13 protein-coding genes and 1 other RNA gene are annotated in these 20,173 nt (G+C 33.1%); 10 read left to right on the top strand and 4 right to left on the bottom strand.

Going from position 1 to position 20,173, the window contains the following annotated elements; all coding sequences use genetic code 11:
• Nucleotides 1–112 precede the first annotated feature (112 nt).
• The 3 genes from AC3Y25_RS06000 to AC3Y25_RS05990 all read left to right on the top strand — a co-directional run bounded on the left by AC3Y25_RS06000 (nucleotide 113) and on the right by AC3Y25_RS05990 (nucleotide 3,837).
• Nucleotides 113–1,204, top strand: a complete 1,092-nt coding sequence (locus AC3Y25_RS06000; protein ID WP_095928970.1) for an AI-2E family transporter — start codon at nucleotides 113–115, stop codon at nucleotides 1,202–1,204.
• Between the two features lie 185 nt (nucleotides 1,205–1,389).
• On the top strand, nucleotides 1,390–2,610 hold the full coding sequence (locus AC3Y25_RS05995) for a DUF763 domain-containing protein (protein ID WP_489902089.1): 1,221 nt from the start codon (nucleotides 1,390–1,392) through the stop codon (nucleotides 2,608–2,610).
• A 48-nt stretch (nucleotides 2,611–2,658) separates the two neighbouring features.
• Complete coding sequence (locus AC3Y25_RS05990) at nucleotides 2,659–3,837, top strand: MFS transporter (protein WP_489902088.1); 1,179 nt, start codon at nucleotides 2,659–2,661, stop codon at nucleotides 3,835–3,837.
• Between the two features lie 12 nt (nucleotides 3,838–3,849).
• Here the strand turns inward: AC3Y25_RS05990 and AC3Y25_RS05985 are convergent, their stop codons facing one another.
• The gene (locus AC3Y25_RS05985) at nucleotides 3,850–4,314 is read right to left on the bottom strand and encodes a hypothetical protein (protein ID WP_489902087.1); all 465 of its coding nucleotides are present in this window, start codon (nucleotides 4,312–4,314) and stop codon (nucleotides 3,850–3,852) included.
• 10 nt (nucleotides 4,315–4,324) lie between these two features.
• Complete coding sequence (locus AC3Y25_RS05980) at nucleotides 4,325–4,603, bottom strand: hypothetical protein (protein ID WP_489902086.1); 279 nt, start codon at nucleotides 4,601–4,603, stop codon at nucleotides 4,325–4,327.
• Nucleotides 4,604–4,940: 337 nt separating this feature from the next.
• Between AC3Y25_RS05980 and AC3Y25_RS05975 the strand changes: the two genes are divergently transcribed.
• From AC3Y25_RS05975 to AC3Y25_RS05950, 6 genes are all read left to right on the top strand, one after another.
• Nucleotides 4,941–5,510: an RNA polymerase sigma factor gene (locus AC3Y25_RS05975; RefSeq protein ID WP_489902085.1), complete on the top strand. Its 570-nt coding sequence runs from the start codon at nucleotides 4,941–4,943 to the stop codon at nucleotides 5,508–5,510.
• Nucleotides 5,511–5,696: 186 nt separating this feature from the next.
• On the top strand, nucleotides 5,697–6,845 hold the full coding sequence (locus AC3Y25_RS05970) for a FecR family protein (RefSeq protein WP_489902084.1): 1,149 nt from the start codon (nucleotides 5,697–5,699) through the stop codon (nucleotides 6,843–6,845).
• A gap of 133 nt (nucleotides 6,846–6,978) precedes the next feature.
• Nucleotides 6,979–10,623 carry a SusC/RagA family TonB-linked outer membrane protein gene (locus AC3Y25_RS05965; RefSeq protein WP_489902083.1) on the top strand — a complete coding sequence of 1,215 codons (3,645 nt, stop codon included), beginning with the start codon at nucleotides 6,979–6,981 and terminating at the stop codon, nucleotides 10,621–10,623.
• 3 nt (nucleotides 10,624–10,626) lie between these two features.
• Entirely contained in the window at nucleotides 10,627–12,051 is a 1,425-nt protein-coding gene (locus AC3Y25_RS05960; RefSeq protein ID WP_379796553.1) for a RagB/SusD family nutrient uptake outer membrane protein, read from the top strand.
• Between the two features lie 5 nt (nucleotides 12,052–12,056).
• Nucleotides 12,057–14,492, top strand: coding sequence for a zinc-dependent metalloprotease (locus AC3Y25_RS05955; RefSeq protein ID WP_250836919.1), 2,436 nt, complete (start codon nucleotides 12,057–12,059; stop codon nucleotides 14,490–14,492).
• Nucleotides 14,489–15,010 (top strand): DUF3347 domain-containing protein, encoded by a 522-nt coding sequence (locus tag AC3Y25_RS05950; RefSeq protein WP_489902082.1) that lies wholly within the window; start codon nucleotides 14,489–14,491, stop codon nucleotides 15,008–15,010. Before AC3Y25_RS05955 ends, AC3Y25_RS05950 begins: the two co-directional genes overlap by 4 nt.
• A 169-nt stretch (nucleotides 15,011–15,179) precedes the next feature.
• Here the strand turns inward: AC3Y25_RS05950 and AC3Y25_RS05945 are convergent, their stop codons facing one another.
• Nucleotides 15,180–15,584 carry a helix-turn-helix domain-containing protein gene (locus AC3Y25_RS05945; RefSeq protein ID WP_489902081.1) on the bottom strand — a complete coding sequence of 135 codons (405 nt, stop codon included), beginning with the start codon at nucleotides 15,582–15,584 and terminating at the stop codon, nucleotides 15,180–15,182.
• Nucleotides 15,585–16,399: 815 nt separating this feature from the next.
• Here AC3Y25_RS05945 and AC3Y25_RS05940 point away from each other — a divergent pair.
• The gene (locus AC3Y25_RS05940; RefSeq protein WP_489902080.1) at nucleotides 16,400–19,498 is read left to right on the top strand and encodes a metallophosphoesterase; all 3,099 of its coding nucleotides are present in this window, start codon (nucleotides 16,400–16,402) and stop codon (nucleotides 19,496–19,498) included.
• Nucleotides 19,499–19,712: 214 nt separating this feature from the next.
• Here AC3Y25_RS05940 and ssrA read toward each other — a convergent pair.
• Nucleotides 19,713–20,110, bottom strand: a transfer-messenger RNA (tmRNA) gene (ssrA, locus tag AC3Y25_RS05935).
• Nucleotides 20,111–20,173: the final 63 nt, after the last annotated feature.

Here is a 20,173-nt window from a genome sequence, read left to right as displayed (position 1 = left end):
TATAGATGAAAGAAGTAAGAACTAGGATTAAAGTAAAGATTTAGAGAAGAGAATTCATTTTCAATAACAACTCACAACTCACAATTACCATTCACCATTAAAAACAATAACCATGAAAACAACCAATTCGAATAAAAAGAAAGAACTTTTTGATACTATTTTGCAGTTATTTTTTATTTTTCTCCTTGTGGGATTTTGTCTTAAATTGTTGCTGCCTTTTTTTATGCCTATTCTTTGGGCGGTAATACTTTCGGTTGTGTTTTATCCTTTATTTAATTCGCTGCAGCGAATATTAAAAGGACGTAAAGCACTGGCATCGGTTGTTATTACTATTTTGCTTATTGCCATAATGGTGGTGCCTCTAATTTATTTCCTGAAAGCGGCAACGGGAAATTTCTTAGAACTGAAAAACAGTTTTGAGGCAGGAACATTAAAAATTACTCCGCCAGGAGCTTCTATAAAAGAGTGGCCGATAATTGGTAAACCGCTCTACGAATTTTTACTTTCTTTATCAACAGATTTGGAACAAAGCGTTGTGAAGTATCAAGATCAGATAAGGGAATTGTCGTCTAAGATCATGGCAAGTATTTTAAGTTCTGGTGCAGCATTTCTGCAATTTATCCTTTCGGTTATTATTGCGGGTGTTTTATTAGTATCGCCAGGTGGTAAAACTTTCTTTATGAAATTCCTTAGAAAAATTGCAGGAAGTGAGGCTGAAGAAATTATGACCATTTCGGTTTCAACTATTTATCAAGTGGTTAAAGGTATTTTGGGAGTTGCTGTTATTCAGACCATTATTCAGGCAATTGGATTGTTTTGGGCCGATATTCCATACGCTGGAATTTTGACGTTGATCTGTCTGATATTTTCAATTTTACAGATTGGCCCTATTATAATTAATATTGGCGTTATTATTTATCTTTTCTCAACAGGAGATTCTGGTTATGCTATTTTTTGGACGGTGTTTTTCATTATCAGCGGATTATCAGATAATGTTCTAAAACCATTATTACTAGGAAAAGGCGCTCTTGTGCCTATGCTTGTTATTTTTCTAGGTGTAATTGGCGGATTTATCATGTCGGGCTTTATCGGATTGTTTGTTGGACCCATTGTGTTTTCAATAGGCTACAAACTCTTTGTTGCTTGGCTGGATGATAATTCAGAACCCATTGAAGAACCTGTAGAAGATATTGAAATTAGTTAATTGTTAATTGTGAGAAGTTAGAAGTTAGAAGTGTTACTTAAGTAGTTTTTTTATTTTTCACTTTGTGATTCTCACTTTGTACTTTTTTCACATTTCACAATTAACATTTCACACCTTAATTAACAATTCACAATTTATAATTCACAATTAAATAAAGTATTTTTGCAGGATTATAATTTTAGCAAATGAAACGTTCAGGCACTGCAGATCTTCCTTTACATTATGGACATGTTCCATTATGGCTTGCTGAGCGAATGTCTAAACTTGGTTTTGCGATTGTGGAAACTATCGCCATGGAATTTTCGACTGCCGAAGTTATAAGTAAATTGAGCAATCCGTTTTGGTTTCAGAGTTTTGGAGCCGTAATGGGAATGGATTGGCATTCGTCTGGAATTACAACCTCGGTGCTTGGAGCATTAAAAAAATCGGTGAATCCGCACTCCAAAGAACTCGGAATTTATATCTGCGGAGGCAAAGGAAAACATTCGATGGCAACGCCGCAGGAACTTTTATTTGTTGGCGAAAAAACAGGCCTCGACGGAGTTAATCTTGCCAGCTGTAGCCGACTTACCGCAAAAGTAGACAATACCGCCATTCAGGACGGATTTCAATTGTATCAGCATAATTTTATTGTCGATAATAAAGGGCAATGGGCTGTAATTCAGCAGGGAATGAATCCTGATTCTAGAACAGCCAGAAGATACCATTGGCATTCGCAAGATTTAAAGTCTTTTATAAACGAACCGCACACTTTTATTTATGGCGAAAATCAAGGTGCGATTTTAAATCTTACAGCCAATGCAGCCACAAAATCGCGTGAAGGTATTTTAGAATTGGTAAAAGAATCGCCAGTTAAAATTATAAAAGAAATGCAGCATCTTTCTATGCCCGCACATCACGACGTGAGAATGGAAGATGTGAATATGAAAAGACTGGGCGCTATGCTTTGGGCTACTCACGAAAACAAGCCCGAAGATTTTGAAGAGTTACTGCTTTTAAAAGGAATGGGACCAAGAGCTTTGCAGTCGTTGGCTTTGGTAAGCGAAATAATCTACGGAACTCCAACACGATTTGATGATCCAGCCCGTTTTTCTTTTGCTCATGGCGGAAAGGATGGACATCCGTTTCCTGTTCCCGTTAAAATCTACGATGAAACAATAGACACGTTGCAAAGAGCCATTAATCGGGCTAAAATCGGGAATAGTGATAAATTGAGCGCTATTCAGAAACTATCTGAAATTTCAAGAAAAGCAGAAGAAAGTTTTACGCCAAATTCCAATTTTGATGCTCTTGTTCAAAGAGAAAGAGAAGAATCGCACAAATATGGTGGAAGAACCGTTTTTGGCGATGCGAAACCTCCAAAAAAGAAACCTATAAACCCAAACAATCAGCTGGAATTATTTTAAAGAATCATAATTACCTATCTGCCTTTTTAGTTATACAAAAAATCAATAATGTCACAAAACGAAAAATCAATTTATACCTTACAATTCATTTTGCTTTGTTTGAGTTCTCTATTATTTTCATCAAGTTTTAATATGATGATACCGGAGCTTCCCAATTACTTAAGCAGTTTGGGAGGAGCAGAATATAAAGGACTTATTATTTCGTTGTTTACCTTGACGGCAGCAATTTCGAGGCCTTTCAGCGGTAAACTTACCGATAAATGGGGACGTGTTCCAGTTATGGCAATAGGCTCTTCGGTATGTGTGATCTGCGGATTTCTGTATCCCATTTTGAGTTCGGTTTCAGGATTTTTGCTTTTGCGTCTGGTACATGGTTTTTCAACAGGATTTAAACCTACTTCAACTTCGGCTTATGTGGCAGATATTATTCCGCAACATAGATGGGGAGAAGCACTCGGAATGCACGGATTATGTTTTAGTATTGGCGGGGCGTTAGGACCAGCGCTCGGGAGTATGATTGTGAATTTGTACGGAATCAATGTCATGTTTTATACTTCGTCGTTTTTGGCTTTCTTTTCCATTATTATTGTTTTGAACATGAAAGAAACTCTTGCGACAAAAGAAAAATTGAACCGATCAATGTTCGTTATAGGCAAAAATGATATTGTAGATAGAAATGTATTTCCAGCAGGAATTATCACTTTTCTTTCTTACACCGCTTTCGGACTTATTTTAACCTTAATTCCAGATTGGAGTGAGCATTTGGGAGCAACAAATAAGGGGATATTTTTTACTGCTTTTACGGTAGCTTCAGTTATGGTTCGTTTTGGTGCAGGAAAAGTTTCCGATAGGCATGGCCGTCCAAAAGTGATCATGGCTGGATTAATCATCACTTCGATTGCTCTTTTTGTAATAAGTGCAGGAAGAGATATCAATATGTTATTAATCGGAGCCGGAATTTACGGAGTCGGCACGGGTATTTTGTCACCAGCAATTAGTGCATGGACTATAGATATGAGTAATCCTGAACATAGAGGAAAAGCGGTTGCAACGATGTATATTTCAATGGAACTCGGAATCGGTTTAGGAGCTCTTTTAGGAGGAACTTATTATAATGATCAAATCAACCGTATACCGCAAATCATCAGATTTGATATCTTGGTGCTAATTCTAGGAATTGTATATCTTACTTATTGGGCAAGAAATAAAAGGAGAATGAAAGCGTAATTTTATAGCGCCTTATTCTTTTTGAATCGCTAACTGCACTTTAAAATTACCATAATATGGATTGTCTGCCATTAGAGAATGTCCAATGATTAAAATATGAGTTCCTTTTTGTTGAAGCGGCATTTTCATGTCCATTCCAAAAGGGCCGTCTGATGTTTTATCCGGAAAAATAATTTGATTAAAACGAATGTTTCCTTTTCCTGCATCTGGAACAATTTGAGCGTTTAATTCTCCCAAATCTTCATTTTTAAATTGGACATAAACTTTTGAATGTAGAGAATCTAAATGGCCTTCTACTGAAAACACATTTTCTTCATTCTTAAAATTCATAGCAATAGTGTCGCCCACTTGTTCATTTTCCTGTTTTTTTTCTTGTTGAACAACGGGCGTCGGTACTTCAGCAGCAGGTTTTTTGTTTTCCTTTTGCTGACATGAGAAAAAGAAAACCGAGGTTAAAAGTAGAAACCAACTTTTCATAGTAGTATTTTTAGCTTAACATTTCAAAACTCCCTGGCTTTTCTTCATTCTTATCGTATTCTCCGTCAATATCATTTAACTCTTCTTCTTCCCAGTCATTTTCATCATACTCTGAATCGAAATCATATTCAAGATTATCTTCCAGTTCTCCAAGCTCTAGATTGTAGTGATTAGAAGCTGTCAGTCTATTATTGTAGTCACCGTCTAAAAAGTCGTCATAATTTAGTAGTAGTTGTTCCTCATAAGAATTCATTTCAAATTCTTCAGATGCGTAATTTTCATATCTCATAATAATCGGTTTTAAAGGATGAATAATAATTATCTCTATTTTTAGATTATTCTAAAATTACTGTCTTAATCTGCTAACTGTTTTATATAATTTTTTTATAGTATTGTCAAATTTTCATTTACTATTAAATTTAACCATAAAAAAGCAAAAGTTTGAAAATACGAGTACTTTTTTCAACTATAATACTGCTGTTCAATATTATTAAGATTAATCATATTGAATTTTATTCAAAAATGTTTACGAAATCCTTTGCGCTTTTTTTAACTTAATAATCTTTTGGCTTTTAACATTAAAATTGTTTAATATTGCGTTTTTGATCCTCACTTTTTATTAATTAATGTCTGTTTATAGCAAATATGCTGATCATATCTTATTAAATCTCCTTAAGGATGATGATCAATTGGCCTATACAGAAATTTTCGAAAGATATTCTAGGCTTTTAGTAAATCATGCCTACAAAATGACTGGAAATCATGATGAAGCCAATGATGTTGTTCAGGAAGTTTTCCTGTTTATCTGGAACAAACGTAGGGAGTTGGAAATCGCAGGATCATTATCTTCTTATTTATACAAAGCAACCAAAAACAGAATCTTGAATCATATTGCTCACGAAAAAGTGGTTTCTCGTTACGCAGATTCTTTTTCGAACTTTATTGAAAATGATTATGTTTTTGCAGATTCTAAACTCCGAGAAAAAGAATTGGAAGCTATTATTGAAAGCGAAATTGCTTTGCTTCCAGAAAAAATGCGTGAAGTTTTTCTTTTAAGAAAAGTAGAAGAACTGTCATACGACGAAATTGCACTTCAATTGAACATAACAGATAAAACGGCTAAACAGCAAGTTTATAATTCGCTAAAAATTCTTCGCGGAAAGCTAAAATCGGCGTTGAATGTTTTTGTGTGGTAAATTTTTCTTGTTCTTTTTGTTAAATTTTCAAATAAAAACTATCCATAAAAGCCTCATTAATAAAGAGAAACTAACGTTTCTACGAATTTATTAATGATAAATTAATATTTTTTTGATTTTCATCTATGACAAAACCCCTTTCTAACTGTCTTATTATAAAACAAGACAAAATTTCGTGTTGTAATTATGAATGAAACTGAATTTTTAGAACTGCTTAAAAGACATCAAAATGGCACTTTATCTGGTGAAGATAAAGACAAACTTGATGCGTGGTATTTGCATAAAGCGGCAAATAATACTAAACAGCTTAGCGAATACGAACTAGCAGATAGTTACGAACATTTGAAATCGAGACTTCCTTTAGTAAAGCAACCAAAAGTGATTAATCTTTGGCCGCGTGTTGCCGCCGCCGCATCTATTGCGTTATTATTTGGCGCTGGAATATTCTATTTTACAAAATCGGAATTGCGAGTAGAACAAGAAAATATTCAGGTTGTCGAAAAACCAAAAGAAATTGCACCAGGTGGAAACAAAGGGATTTTAACCCTTTCTAACGGAAAGCAGATTGTACTTTCTGATATTTCTTCAAAAGATATTATTGCTAAAGAAGATCAAGATGAGGTAACCATTAAAATGGATGCCAATGGAGTGATTACTTATGTAATAAACCCAAATGCTGATGCTTCAGAAGAAGATGCAAATTCATTTAATACACTTTCGACTCCAACGGGCGGACAATATAATATTGTTTTGGCAGATGGAACAAAAGTATTCTTGAATGCTGTTTCATCTATCAAATATCCCACTCAGTTTAATGGTGATCAAAGAATTGTTGAATTAGAAGGAGAAGCTTATTTTGAGGTTGCTAAAAATAAAAGCAAGCCTTTCTTAGTAAAATCAGCTAACCAAACAATCGAAGTTTTAGGGACACATTTTAATGTCCATGCTTACAATAATGAATCTGTAATAAAAACTACATTGTTAGAAGGTAGTGTTGCCGTTTCTTCTAAAAACCAGAAAGCGATTTTAAAGCCAGGCCAACAAGCCAATATATCTGAAAGTTCTAGTAAGATTGCCGTTAAAGAAGTCGACACCGAAGCTGCAATTGCTTGGAAAAACGGCCGATTCAAATTTGATAATGCCGATTTAAAATCAGTAATGAAACAGTTGGAGCGCTGGTACGGAATTAAAGTTGAATATCGTGGCGATGTCTCGGATGTGAGATTTAACGGAGGTACATTTAGAAATAAAAATTTGTCTGAGGTATTAAAAGTACTTGAGCTTAGTAATATAAAATTTAAGGTTGAAGGAAAAACGATTATTGTGTATCCATAAGATCTTATTTAACCGATTATATTGAGTCTATAAACTAAAAAACCAGAGGCAGTTGCGATGCTTCTGGTTGTTTAAAAAGTTTATAGCCAATATAAGTTGTCCACTATTGTTTAACTATAACCAATGTAAATGTATGAAATTAAATTTACAACCAAAAAAACCTTACAAAAAACTTAAAAAAAAGATTCCCAAAGTTCATTTTTCTCCCCATTTATGGGCGCTATGCACTGTTTTTATAGTGTTGTGCAGTTTTACTGGACAAGCCCAAAACATTACCATTAATTTTAAAGGAGCATCGCTTGAAACAGTTTTAAAAGAAGTAGCCAAACAGGCTAATCATGAAGTTTTATACACTCAAAAAATGCTGAAAGATTCTAAACCTGTAAGTATTAATGTTAAGAATGCGAGTTTGAATGAAACTTTAAATCAAATTTTTAAAACTCAAAATTTAAAATACAATATTACCAATCAGACCATTGTAGTAACTGCTGCAAAAGAAAAAGGGGAGAGCTTGGGAAACGAATTAATCAACATTCGCGGAAAAGTACTAAACAATAAAAACGAACCTTTTCCGGGAGTAACGGTTTCTCTTTCTGGAACCAACAGAGTCAGCATTACTGATTTTGATGGAGGTTTTTCTTTTGACGGTGTTCCTGCGGATGGCATTATTGAATGTACAGGATTAACGATCGAGAAAAAAACTTTTGGCATTGGCGGAAGAACACAGTTAAATCTTATTGTGGAAGACAAAGTTGCCGCAATGAAAGAAGTGGTAATTACAGGGTATCAGACTTTAGAAAGAAGCCATTCAACCGGTTCTATTTCAACAGTAAGCGAGAAAACTTTAAATGAAAATATCAATACTGATTTAGCAAGTGCGCTAGAAGGTCGTGTGGCAGGTTTAGTATTTCAAAAAAATCCAACAGGAGGCGGTGCAGATACACCTATATTAAGAGGTATGGGAACTTTTTCGGTATCAGAAGTTGGATTCAGTCCGCTTTTAGTAGTGGATGGTCTTCCGACTGAATTGACTCTGGAAGATATTAATCCGTACGATGTTGAAAGTATAAATGTTCTTAAAGATGCGGCGGCGGCTTCTATTTATGGCTCTAGAGCGGCAAACGGAATTATCGTTATCGTTACTAAAAAAGGAAACGGTAAATTAAAAGTAAACATCAACTCGGATTTCTTTGTTTCAACCAAGCCCAATTTAAGAGATATGAACTACGCTTCAACAAGCGATTTAATCGATTTTGAACAGGCAGTTTATAACAGAGAAAGAGGCAGATTTGCAGATACAGCTACCATGTTCAGCAATTATGGAGATATTGGGAATAGCAGTATGAAATATTACAGTCCGCTTTATCAGCTGAACAGAAATTTAGAAGAAGGAAAAATCAATAGTGCAGATTACGAAAGTACTATTGCCCAGTGGAGAAAGAATGATTATGCCAAAGATTACCGCGATAATGTGTGGCAGAATGAATTTAGACAGCGTTACAATGTGTCGTTTTCTGGAAGTACAAGCAGACAAAATACATACGTGTCATTGAATTATGACGAGGCAAAAAATCGTATAAAATTCAATGACAGCAGATCATTTAATTTGTATGCTAAAAGCAGTTTTCAGGTAAACAACTGGTTAAATGCTACATTTGGAATTAATGGAACGTACAGTAATGATAATGTTACAGATAATGATTTCAATAATTATGATATCCAAAAAAGATACGAACGCATTACAGACGATAATGGTAATTTAGTAGTATCACCTTTTGTTGGAATTAAAGACGGGTTTACTTCCAGTGGTGTTATTAATCCTGCTGCTGCAGAAAAATTGGCCGCTTTAAGCGGATTTAAACCTATGACTTTTAATGTTCTGGATGCACTTCAGGAAGGAATTTTAAAAGAAAAATCATTAAGCTTAAGAGCATTTGGAAATCTTAAAGCGAAATTATGGAGAGGTTTAAGCCTTAGTACGCAATTTCAATACGAAGTTAGAAGAAATGATAACGAACAGTTTTATGATGTTAACTCATATAAAATGCGTTACGCCATTAATGCTTTAACAGCTTATAATCCTGCAACTAATGCGTATACTTATTTAGAAGGTTTTTCTACTGGAGGCAGATACAAACAAATAAGCAACCAGTCAACTAATTATTCTTTTAGAAACCAATTAGATTATACTCAGGATTTCAGTGAAGGAAAACATTCTATTAACGCACTGGCTGGTTTTGAAATGCGAGAAACTTTTCTTCCAAGAACGATTGAACAGTTACGATATGGTTACGATCCTGTAACGCTTTCTTCGGCTGTAATCAATAATCTTGCATTAAGCCAGACTGGAACGCCAAGTTATATGTACGGAAACAACCGAACTTTATCTGCATTGTCACGAACACAAACTGAGATTCTTCACCGTTACTTTTCGGTTTTTAGCAGTTTGGGTTACACTTTCTTATCAAAATATAACATAACAGGAAGTTATCGAGTAGACCGAGCAGATTTATTTGGAGTTGATCCAAAATATAAAAACCGCCCTTTGTGGTCAACAGGTTTTGGATGGAATGCGAGTAATGAAGAATTCATGAAAGAAATAAAATGGGTTACGGCGCTTAAAGTGAGAGCAACTTATGGTGTTAACGGAAATATTGATCAAAGTACAACTCCTTACGTAACCGCTACGAGAAGAAATGATAATTTATATCAGTCATTGCAATACACTAATATTAGCGGACAGCCCAACCCAATGTTAAGATGGGAAAAAACACAAAGTACCAATTTAGGGGTAGATTACAGTTTGTTTAGAGCAAAATTAAACGGTAGTATTGATATCTATCGTAAATATAGCAGTGATTTATTGGCTACGACCGATTTAGATCCAACTGTTGGGGCATTAAACAGAAGAATTAATGCAGGAGCTTTATTAAACAAAGGAATTGAGTTCAGTGTTGGTTCAGATTGGTACAATAACGGAAGTTTCCGTATTGGTTCTAATGTGATTTTAGCTTTTAACAGAACAACAGTTGACAAAATTACAAGAGCCGAATCGTCAGCAGCTTCTTATGTTAGTTCGCCTTTAAATTATTTCTTAATAGGAGAAACTTACAATAGTTTGTACGCTTACCAATATGGCGGAACGGTTAATGGATATCCTTATGTTTTAGATGAAAACGGAAATCCAGCAGTCACTTTTGATGCAAATGGTGTTCCTGTATCAAGTTCTATTAAAACAGTTAACTCCCCAAAAGCTTTGGTTAATATGGGAAGTTTGACGCCAACTTACTCCGGTTCGTTATCGCAGCGATTTTCATATAAACAATTTGATTTGAATTTCTTATTTGTTTTCTCAGGCGGAAATGTAATGCGAAAAGAAGTTCTGGATACAGGTTCTGATGCTGTAAACCTTTCGGGTATTGCAGATCGTTATACAGATGCAAATCCAAATGGAAATACACGTTTGTATGTCGATTATGATGAAAGTGTTAGAAATTATGCCGTAACAATGAGCAGTTTATGGAGAAATTCAGATGTAAATGTTGTAGATGGCGATTACATCAAACTTAGAAACATTTCATTAGCTTATAATTTACCAAAAGCTTTTGCTGGTAAAATGAATATTTCATCGGCTAGGTTTACTTTTCAGATGAATAATATCTGGTATTGGAGTGCAGCAGGAAACCATATTGATCCTGAGGTTTATTCTGCCAATTCAGCTACACGTAATTTACCATTGCCAAAAACATATTTGTTTGGCTTTAATCTTACTCTTTAAATTATGAAACATTTATATATTTCAATTCTGTCCGTAATGATGTTTTCAGTAACATCTTGCGAAGAATATACAGACATAACACCAAAAGGATCTTTAGTAGTCGAAACAGCCGATCAGTTTCACGAAATGGTTTCACTTCCGGGGCGCGGTTATCCAATCAATAACTTTCAATATTTATCTGATGATCAATGGATGAGAGAAGCCAACGTAATCGGAAGAACGCCAAACATTGATATTCTTAATTTTACTTTTGATGAAAGCGTAGACAGAGTTTCGTTATTAAGTGGGTCAAGCTTTTATAATCAGGCTTATAATTATATCAACAGATGGAATACCATTATTTCATTAGTAGACAATAGTAAAGGCGATGCAAATACAAAACAATTAGCAAAAGCCGAAGCTCAGATTTACAGAGCCTACGATCACTTTTTATTAGTAAACACTTACGCAAAAGGCTACGATCCAAATACTGCAGCAACAGATGGTGGAATCTGTATTATGGATAAATTTGATTTAGAAGCACAGCCTTCAAAATCTACCGTGGCGCAGGTTTATGATTTTATTCAAAAGGATATTGAACAAGCGTTGCCTTATCTTCAGGAAAAACCGCTTGATGTTTATCATCCGTCTTTAGCTTTTGCTTATGCCTTTAAAGCTAAAGTGCATTTGTTTAAAAGAGAAATTGCACAAGCTCAAGCCGCCGCAGAAAAATCGTTAAGCTACAACAACCAAATTTTTGATATGGTTGCCTACAGCAAACAAGGAGGACCAACTGCAGTTGCGGTACCGGCAGCCAATAATATAGAAGTATTGAGCTATATGTACATGACAGGTTATAATGAAATGAACTTTGGTCAGCTTTATGTCATCAGTCCGGAATTGAGAACTCTATTTGGTACCAACGATGCCCGTTTCAATTTATTTTTTAATTCTACAAGCGCAACCAATTTAGATCAGGGTTCAAATACAGCATATTGGGCAACACAATACACCAGATTTTTCTATCCTACTGTAGGTATGAAAACGACAGAAGTATATTTAATTTTGGCAGAATGTTATGCCAGAGATAATAAATTTAATGAAGCCGTTACGGTTTTAAATACATTGAGAGCAAAACGTATTTTATCGGGAACAGTAAACTTAGAAGTTCCTGCTACAAGAAAAGAAACAATGGAACTTGTTATTAATGAAAGAAGAAAAGAATTGCTTTTAGGCTTTAATCGTTTCTTTGATTTGAAAAGATTAAATACAGAAACCGAATTTGCTAAAACCATTACAAGAGTATTTCCTTTGGTAAACAAAACCGTTCCTCAAAAAACATATACGTTACAGCCAAACTCAAGATTGTATATTATCCCGTTTCCCTTATCGGTTTTGCAGAAAAACCCGAAACTGACATTAAACACAGACGAAAAAGTCCCATTTTAATTTAGATGAAAAAGTTAATTATATCTCTAATCATGCTGTCGTGTTGGCAGCATGGTTTTGCTCAGACTCCCGAAAAGAAAGCCGATAGTACCAGCACACAGCCAAAAGGTATGCAGGCTTACAATAAAATAATTACCGATAAAGCTAAAAACAAATCAGGTCTTTTTACAGTTAGCCAAGTTGATACTAAATATTACTTTCAAATTCCAGATAGTTTATTTAATCGATACATGCTGGTTGTAACGAGATATCTTTCAACACCTGAAGGTTTTGGAAATTTTGGCGGAGAAAAAGCGAACGAGCAGACTATTTATTTTGAAAAAGGTTCCAATAATACGGTTTATTTAAGATCGCTGCAATACAGACAAGATGTTCGTTCTTCAGATTCTATGCTGGCAAAAGCATTAGAAGGAAGCAATGAAAATCCGATTGTGGCTGCGTTTCCAATAAAAACAACCAATCCAGACACCAAAGATGTGGTTATAGAAGTAACAGATGTTTTCAAGAAAGATAATGCGATGTTCTCTATCGGAAGTCAGGACAAAACAGAGAAAAAATTAACATCTCTTGCCGATGACAAATCTTTTGTTGAAAGCATTGATGCATATCCAATTAATATTGAAACCAAAACAACAAAAACGTATACAAGTTCTACATCAAGCAGCGGAAGCATAACATTACGATTGAATACTTCGATTGTATTACTTCCGAAAACGCCAATGCGCAAACGTTTCTTCGATGAAAGAGTGGGTTATTTTGCCAATAAATATGTTTTGTTTGATGATGATGAACAGCGTGCTCAAAAGAAATTTATTGTACAGCGCTATCGTTTAGAACCAAAAGACAAGGATATTAAAAAATACTTGAGAGGCGAATTGGTGGAACCAAAAAAACAGATTGTTTATTATATCGATCCGGCAACGCCAAAAAAATGGAGGCCTTATTTAATTGCGGGTATCAACGATTGGCAAAAAGCTTTTGAAGCAGCAGGTTTTAAGAATGCGATTGTAGGTAAAGAATGGCCAGAAGACGATAAAACCATGAGTTTGGAAGATGCAAGATATTCTGTAGTGCGATATTTAGCTTCCGAAACACCAAATGCTTACGGGCCAAGAATTAGTGATCCAAGAAGTGGTGAAATTATGGAAAGCCATGTTGGCTGGTATCATAATGTAATGAAATTGGTGCAGCGATGGTACATGATTCAGGCCGGACCTTTAGATCCAAGAGCAAGAAAAATGCATTTAGATGACGAATTAATGGGGCAATTAATCCGTTTTGTCTCTTCTCACGAAATCGGACACACCATTGGCTTACGTCATAATATGGGAGCGAGCAGTGCAACTCCGGTTGAAAAACTTCGTGATAAAAAATGGGTAGAAGCAAATGGACATACGGTTTCTATTATGGATTATGCCCGTTTTAATTACGTAGCACAGCCAGAAGATAATATTAGTCCAATAGGTCTTTATCCGCGTATTGGGAGTTATGATAAATGGGCTGTTGAATGGGGATATAAATATTATCCAAACACGAAAGATGAGTTTGAAGAAGAGAAATTATTGGCCAAATTAACCACTGATAGTTTAACGGCGAACCCGAAATTATGGTTTGGTGGAGAAGGAAAAGATGAAGATCCGCGTAGTCAATCAGAAGATCTGGGAGACGATGCGGTACTTGCCAGCGATTACGGAATTAAAAACCTGAAGCGCGTTGTGCCTCATCTTATCGAGTGGACCTATCAGCCCAACGATCCGTATGATAATTTAGCAGACATGCATAAAGCGGTAGTAAGACAATACGGATTGTATTTGTATCATGTTCTGAAAAATATCGGAAACAATTACGTTACAAAACGAACAGTCGATGAAAAAGGAGTAGTTTACAAACCAGTTCCTAAAGCAAAAGTAAAGGCAGCGATAGATTATTTGGGAAGACAATTGTTTGTTTCTCCACTTTGGATGTATCCGCAGGAAATTGATGATTTGATTGCTTTAAAGAGAGAAGATCAAATCTCTGATCAGCAGAATCAAGTTTTAAATATGCTGTTGAGTTCAGGAATGCTTTACAATATTAACCTCAAATCAATGCAGTCGGAAGGAGCTTATACAGTTCCAGAATTTTTGAACGATGTGCAACAAACGGTTTGGGTTAAATTTAGCGGAGACGAAAAACAAGATTTTTACAGAAGAGGTTTTCAGCGCGGTTACATCGAAAAATTAGGCATGCTTTTATTGCCGAAAGAATTAGAACCTGGAAAAGCAGCAAATGCAGCACAGCGAAGTGATGTGAAATTATACGCAAAACAGCATCTTTTAAAATTGAAAACGGATATTGAAAAATTAAAAACTTCAGTAACAGGAATCAATAAAGATCATTATGAAAGCATTTTGATTGACATCGATAAAATCATTACAAAACTAGATAAACCTACATCATGAAAAATTTATTAGTTATAGCATTTATTTTCTGTAGCTTTTTAGCTCAGGCGCAACTTACATCAAAAGAAGAAGTAACTCCCGATTTGGTTGCGAAGCGTGAAGCAGAGAAAAAAGAAATCACAAAAAGTTATTTGGCTTTAAAAAATAACTTTTTAACATCAGACAGTTTAGCGGTTGTTAAAAATGCAGAAGCTTTAAAAAGTGCCTTAAAAAACTTCAAGTTTAAAAAGTTAAATTTAGAAAACATGAATGCGGCTACGACTTCGAGAAAAGAAATTATCGAATTGGCAACGGCATTAACGACAACAAAAAACATCAACAAACAGCGTAAGATTTTTGAAACACTCTCGGTAAAATATTGGGATCAGGCTCCAAAATTTAAACCTGCTGATGAGACATTATATTTACAAATTTGCCCAATGACAGGTGCAGTTTGGACAAGTGATAGTAAGGAAATCAAAAATCCGTACTACCCAAAAAACATGCTAACTTGTGGTGAAGTAAAAGCAAGTTTATAATTTTTTTAATTTTGAATTAGTTTGATGAATGCGGTATTCTTTGTAGGGAAGCCGTATTTGTCGTTTATGAAATATACATTTTTGTGACCAAATTTTTGATTTGAAACGAAAGAGCCTTTTCTATAAATTTTAGAAAAGGCTTATTTTAATATACTTTATTGTGGTTGATTTATTTATTGATTAGCTTTTCAAGCTTTGACATCATTTCATCTTTCTCTTTCAGCATACGCTCGTACAAAGCAATTTTTTCTTCGTGAAGTTTTTTTAACTCTTCGAAAGGATTGAAGTTGAATGTAGAGTTAGGATTTCCAACACAAGCATTATCTCCAAAAGTATTAGAAATAATATTAATAGCTTGTTCCTCATCAAAATTTTGAAAAGCTTCAACAGGAATTTTCAAAGAATTCGAGATTTGTTTAAGAAGAGAATCTTCAATAACATCTTTCTGCTCCAACATAGAAATTTTCTTTTGGTTCCAATCTTCTCCCAAATCATATGCCAATGCTTCTTGTTTGATACCAAGCATTTCTCTGAATCGTTTTACATTTCTTCCTTGATGAATTTTCTGTTCCATAAATGAGTCTTGATTTTCTGAATGCCCAAAGATAAAGCCATTTCGATTAAAAATAGTGAATTTCAAAGATAAAAAAATATCGTGTAAAATATTCTTTTTGTCAGATATTATACCTATTAATAAAATAGTTTATTATTTATTGCAAAATTGTATTTCTCTTGAATATTATCTTTAGAGGGGACTTATTCTATATTTATTTAGTCATTTGCTTTTTCTTTTTGCTTTTTTTTACGACAATGTAAATATACTTGTCGTGAGTCTGTTACTCATAAGTTGCGATTTTTTTGTATACGGTCAGGCAAACTTTTGGGCACTATATCCAGAAATTATGAGAATAAAAGAAAGGATATTTCTATAGAAATAATGAATATGTGCGGTTATTTATTTCCTCGGATTTATACTTGGAAAAAACAGGAGAAACTAAACTTCTTTTTGCAATAATTGCTTTAATCAGTATGCTTTCTTCTTTGATTATTTATACGATACAAGAAAGAAAAAATTTAAAAATATTGTGTTTATGTTTTGATAATTTTTATCAGGTAAATTTTTTGCTTGGCAGAAATTATCTTTTTTATATGGGTTATAGATTGGGGATAAGTTTTTTTTAGTATTGTTTTAAAGTCAAAGATCTTTAGTTGTTTTCGTTATTTTAAGTAGAATTTGAGTTGGCCTTAATTCAAGAGTATTTGAGAAAAGCTAGCAAGGAGAATATTTTACGGACGGAAGTAATTAAAAACAGGTATAAGTACTTGTTTTTGATTGTTTTATTATTAATATTTTTAAATCTCAAGAAATTTAACTAATATCAAAAATTAATGAATATACTACATATAACGGATTTACATTATAATTCTAAATCTTATGAGAAATTAAATCAAGAAAGATTAATTGAAAAGTTATGTACACGTCTTCAAAAATTGGAGACTAGAATTGATTTGGTTTTTTTTACAGGCGATCTCGTTTTTAATGGTTCAAATGCAGAAGATTTTACTTTCGCACGAACACTTTTTTTAGATAAAATTTGTCATGCCTTAAATTTATCACCTGAAAATATTTTGATATGCCCAGGGAATCATGATATGGATAGAGGAGGAAAATCACCTGCATTGGAAGAGTTTTACAAAAACAATATTAAATCTGACGATGATCTTTATAATCTATTGAAAAATAATGGAGAGGATTATCGTAATAGTATAAAGACTTCAGCAAATTATAATTCCTTTATTAGGAATTATTATTTCCAAAATGAATCAAACGATATTAATGAATTATATTCAGTATTTATTAGAGAAATAGAGGGGAATAAGATAGGAATAATATCAATTAATTCAGCCTGGAGAAGTGTAGATGATTTTTCAAATGGAAATTTGTTGTTTCCCTATTTTTTATTGGATGAAGCTCTTAGGAAGACTAAAAATTGCAGTTGGAAATTCTTCTTATTGCACCATCCTATTCATTGGTTCAAAGAATTTAGCCAGCTTATATTGCAAAAGAATGTTTACAAACATTGTAATATTATGTTTTCCGGTCATATTCATGAATCAGAGGTATCTACCCATTATAAACATAAAAATGGTATTTGTGCTTTAGTTTCACAGGCTTCTCTTGCAAATGATAAGTTTACGTTAGGTTTTTCAGTTGTAAAGATTGATATCAATGAACACAGTACATCAGTAATTGACAAATATCATTTTGTTGAGGAAGCAGATGATTTTATTAATGTTGATAATGTTATAATTACAATTCCAAGTGGTGAGCAAAAGGTTGAACAAAATGCAAATAGGGAGAAAATTAGTGCTAAAATTGTTTCAGAATTACTTTTGGCAAAAGATTTATTAGTAAATAATGAAATTGATAATACTAATGATTATTTATTCTTAGAATTATTTAATGAACCAAATCTTAAGTTAACTGCAAAAGAAGAGATACAAGAAAAATCACAATCAAAAGAAAATAACTTTAATTTTAAGCAATTATTATTAAATGATGGAGATTATTTAATTTATGGACATGATAAATCTGGTAAAACATCACTTTTAAAATACATACAAATTGATCATTTAAAAAATTACTGGAGAAATGGTATAATTCCTTTTTATATTGATTTTAGTAATTTTATAAATTCAGGCAAAGAATTAAATATAGCAGAAGAAGTACGCAGATATTATGGTTTTAGTAAAGCGACTACTCAAAAAGTAATTGAAAGTAAAGATTTTCGATTATTTCTAGATAATTTCGAAGCTCAACATGAAAATTCTGAGATTTTAATAAAGTTTTTAGAACAGAATAAACAAATAAATATTGTCGTTAGTTGTGATTATTTAACATCAAAAATTTTCGGAGATGTAAAGATTGATCATCGAGAATTATCTAAGCTTTATATTCATGATATTTCAAGAAAAGATGTTCGTAATTATATAGAAAAAACAAATGTTGATGTAAAAGAAAATAGTGATAAGTTAATCGAAAAAATTATACAATTCTGTAAGCAAATTGAGCTTCCTCTCAATTATTGGACAATATCTCTTATATTATTAGTTCATAAAAAAACAAAGTTTGATATTTCGAAAAATATATTCAATTTACTTGATTCTTGCGTTGACGAAATATTAGAGAAAAAACATAAAGCACTTACAAAAAGTAAAATTTCATTTTCACAAATTAAATCTTTATGTGGGAGTATTGCTGAATTTCTTTTGACGGAAAATAGTGAGAATAAATATTCTAAGAAATATTCGGAACTATTAGTATTTCTTGAAAAATTGCTTGAAAAAGATTTTAGGATAAAAGCTGATGCACAGGAAATTCTTGATTATTTGATAAAATCAGGTGTTTTAAAGATTCGAGAAGATAATGAAATGATTTCATTTCGTTTAAATGGAATTTTTGAGTATTTTATTGCATTTTTCATGTCAAAAAATATGGAATTTAGAAATAAATTACTAGATGATTCCGTTTACCTTTCTTTTAAAAATGAATTCGAAATTTATAGTGGTATTATCAATGATGATGATGATTTTCTAAAACTTATACTTGAAAAAACTCGAACTTATTTCTATTCTCGTAATAAATACTATAACGATCTTGGAAGTCCGGATTTAATACTTTTGTCAAAGGTCACTGATAAAAACGATATAAATCTTGAAAACATTGTTAAGTCGTTAAATGTTGTTGAGCCACTTACCACGGACGAAAAGGATTTGTTGAGGGACGAGGCTAGTTTCAGAAGTATTAATGAAGATATTTCTGTAAAAAGAATATTCGACGTTAAAAATTTAAACCCTGAAATTTATGAAAGATACATTTCAATTTTAGCTCGAATATTTAAAACAATGGAAGGTATTAATAGCTATGATTTACTTTCTGAAACTCTAGAATTTTTATTGGAGACCTATATAAATTTTGGTTTTTATCTTGTTGAGACAATGGAAAAAATTGAAAAGGTAAGTGCAAAAGAGAAGAAAGAGGAAGATGTAATTTCCGCAAAGCAAATATTAGTGCTTCTTGGGCAAATTTTGCCATTTATTACACAATTGAATATGACTGATAGTATAGCGCAATATAATATTGAAAAATTGGTAATTGATAAAATTGTTGAACTTAAAAAAAATAGCAAGGAGAATCAGTACAAACTATTTGTTTTGTATTTCTTACTTCTAGATATAGATGATGAAAATATTTTTAAGTATGCAGACGAGATTATTGAGACAATGGATATGGGAGTACTAAAATATTCTACAATAGTAAAATTTAGATATTATTATGATTTTAATGGATCAGAGAATAAAAAGTTAGCAGAATTCTTAAAGAAGAAAATTGAGGTAGCCCAATTAAAGCTTGATAATAAAATAGACCGCGGTGCAATACAAAGTGATTTAGATAAGAAAAAAAATAAATTTAAACACGTTCGTTAGAAGTTAATGTATATATAGAAAGTAGTTAGTTAGGTTATATCTTTTCGATGTAATTTTAGTAAGGGTTTTGAGATACAATAATCTTCTTACTAATTAGCATGTTGTTTTGATTACTTGAACAAAACTATTGAAGTCGAATACAACTATGTAAAACTTTGTCTAATTAAAAATTATATATAAAAAAAGCCTGTAAACAAAGAGTTTACAGGCTTTTTTGTGGAGTCGCCGGGAATCGAACCCGGGTCCAAACGAGCAACTAAAGAGCTTTCTACACGTTTATTTCCTGATTGAATTTTCGATGTTGAGCTAGGCCAGAAACAACCACCCAACACTTATCTTCTTAATTTTCGAAATCCACCCGAAGCTCATGGAAATCTAGGTTTATTTTTACGGTTCCCCTGAACGGAACGCCACAAACCAAGGCTTTCCAGGAGAATCCAGCTTCTCTACCTTGTAGAGACGTGGCGCAATCTTACTATGATTCGGATTATGCAGCTAAAGCGTAATTATTTTCGCCGTGTAAAAGTTCGAGATCTTATATTTACGAGCAAGGTCTCAATGCTCGACGTGCTTACTGTTCAATTCGACTCGCTGTCAAAACCAGTCGACCCCAAAAATAAGTCTGCAAATTTAGAGTATTTGAAATTACTTTCTGCTAAAAATTTCAGAAAAATT

It is taken from the genome of Flavobacterium sp. LK-23 (assembly GCF_058135255.1).
The sequence above is the reverse complement of the archived record's forward strand: the minus strand, read 5'-3'. Positions and strand labels throughout refer to the sequence as shown.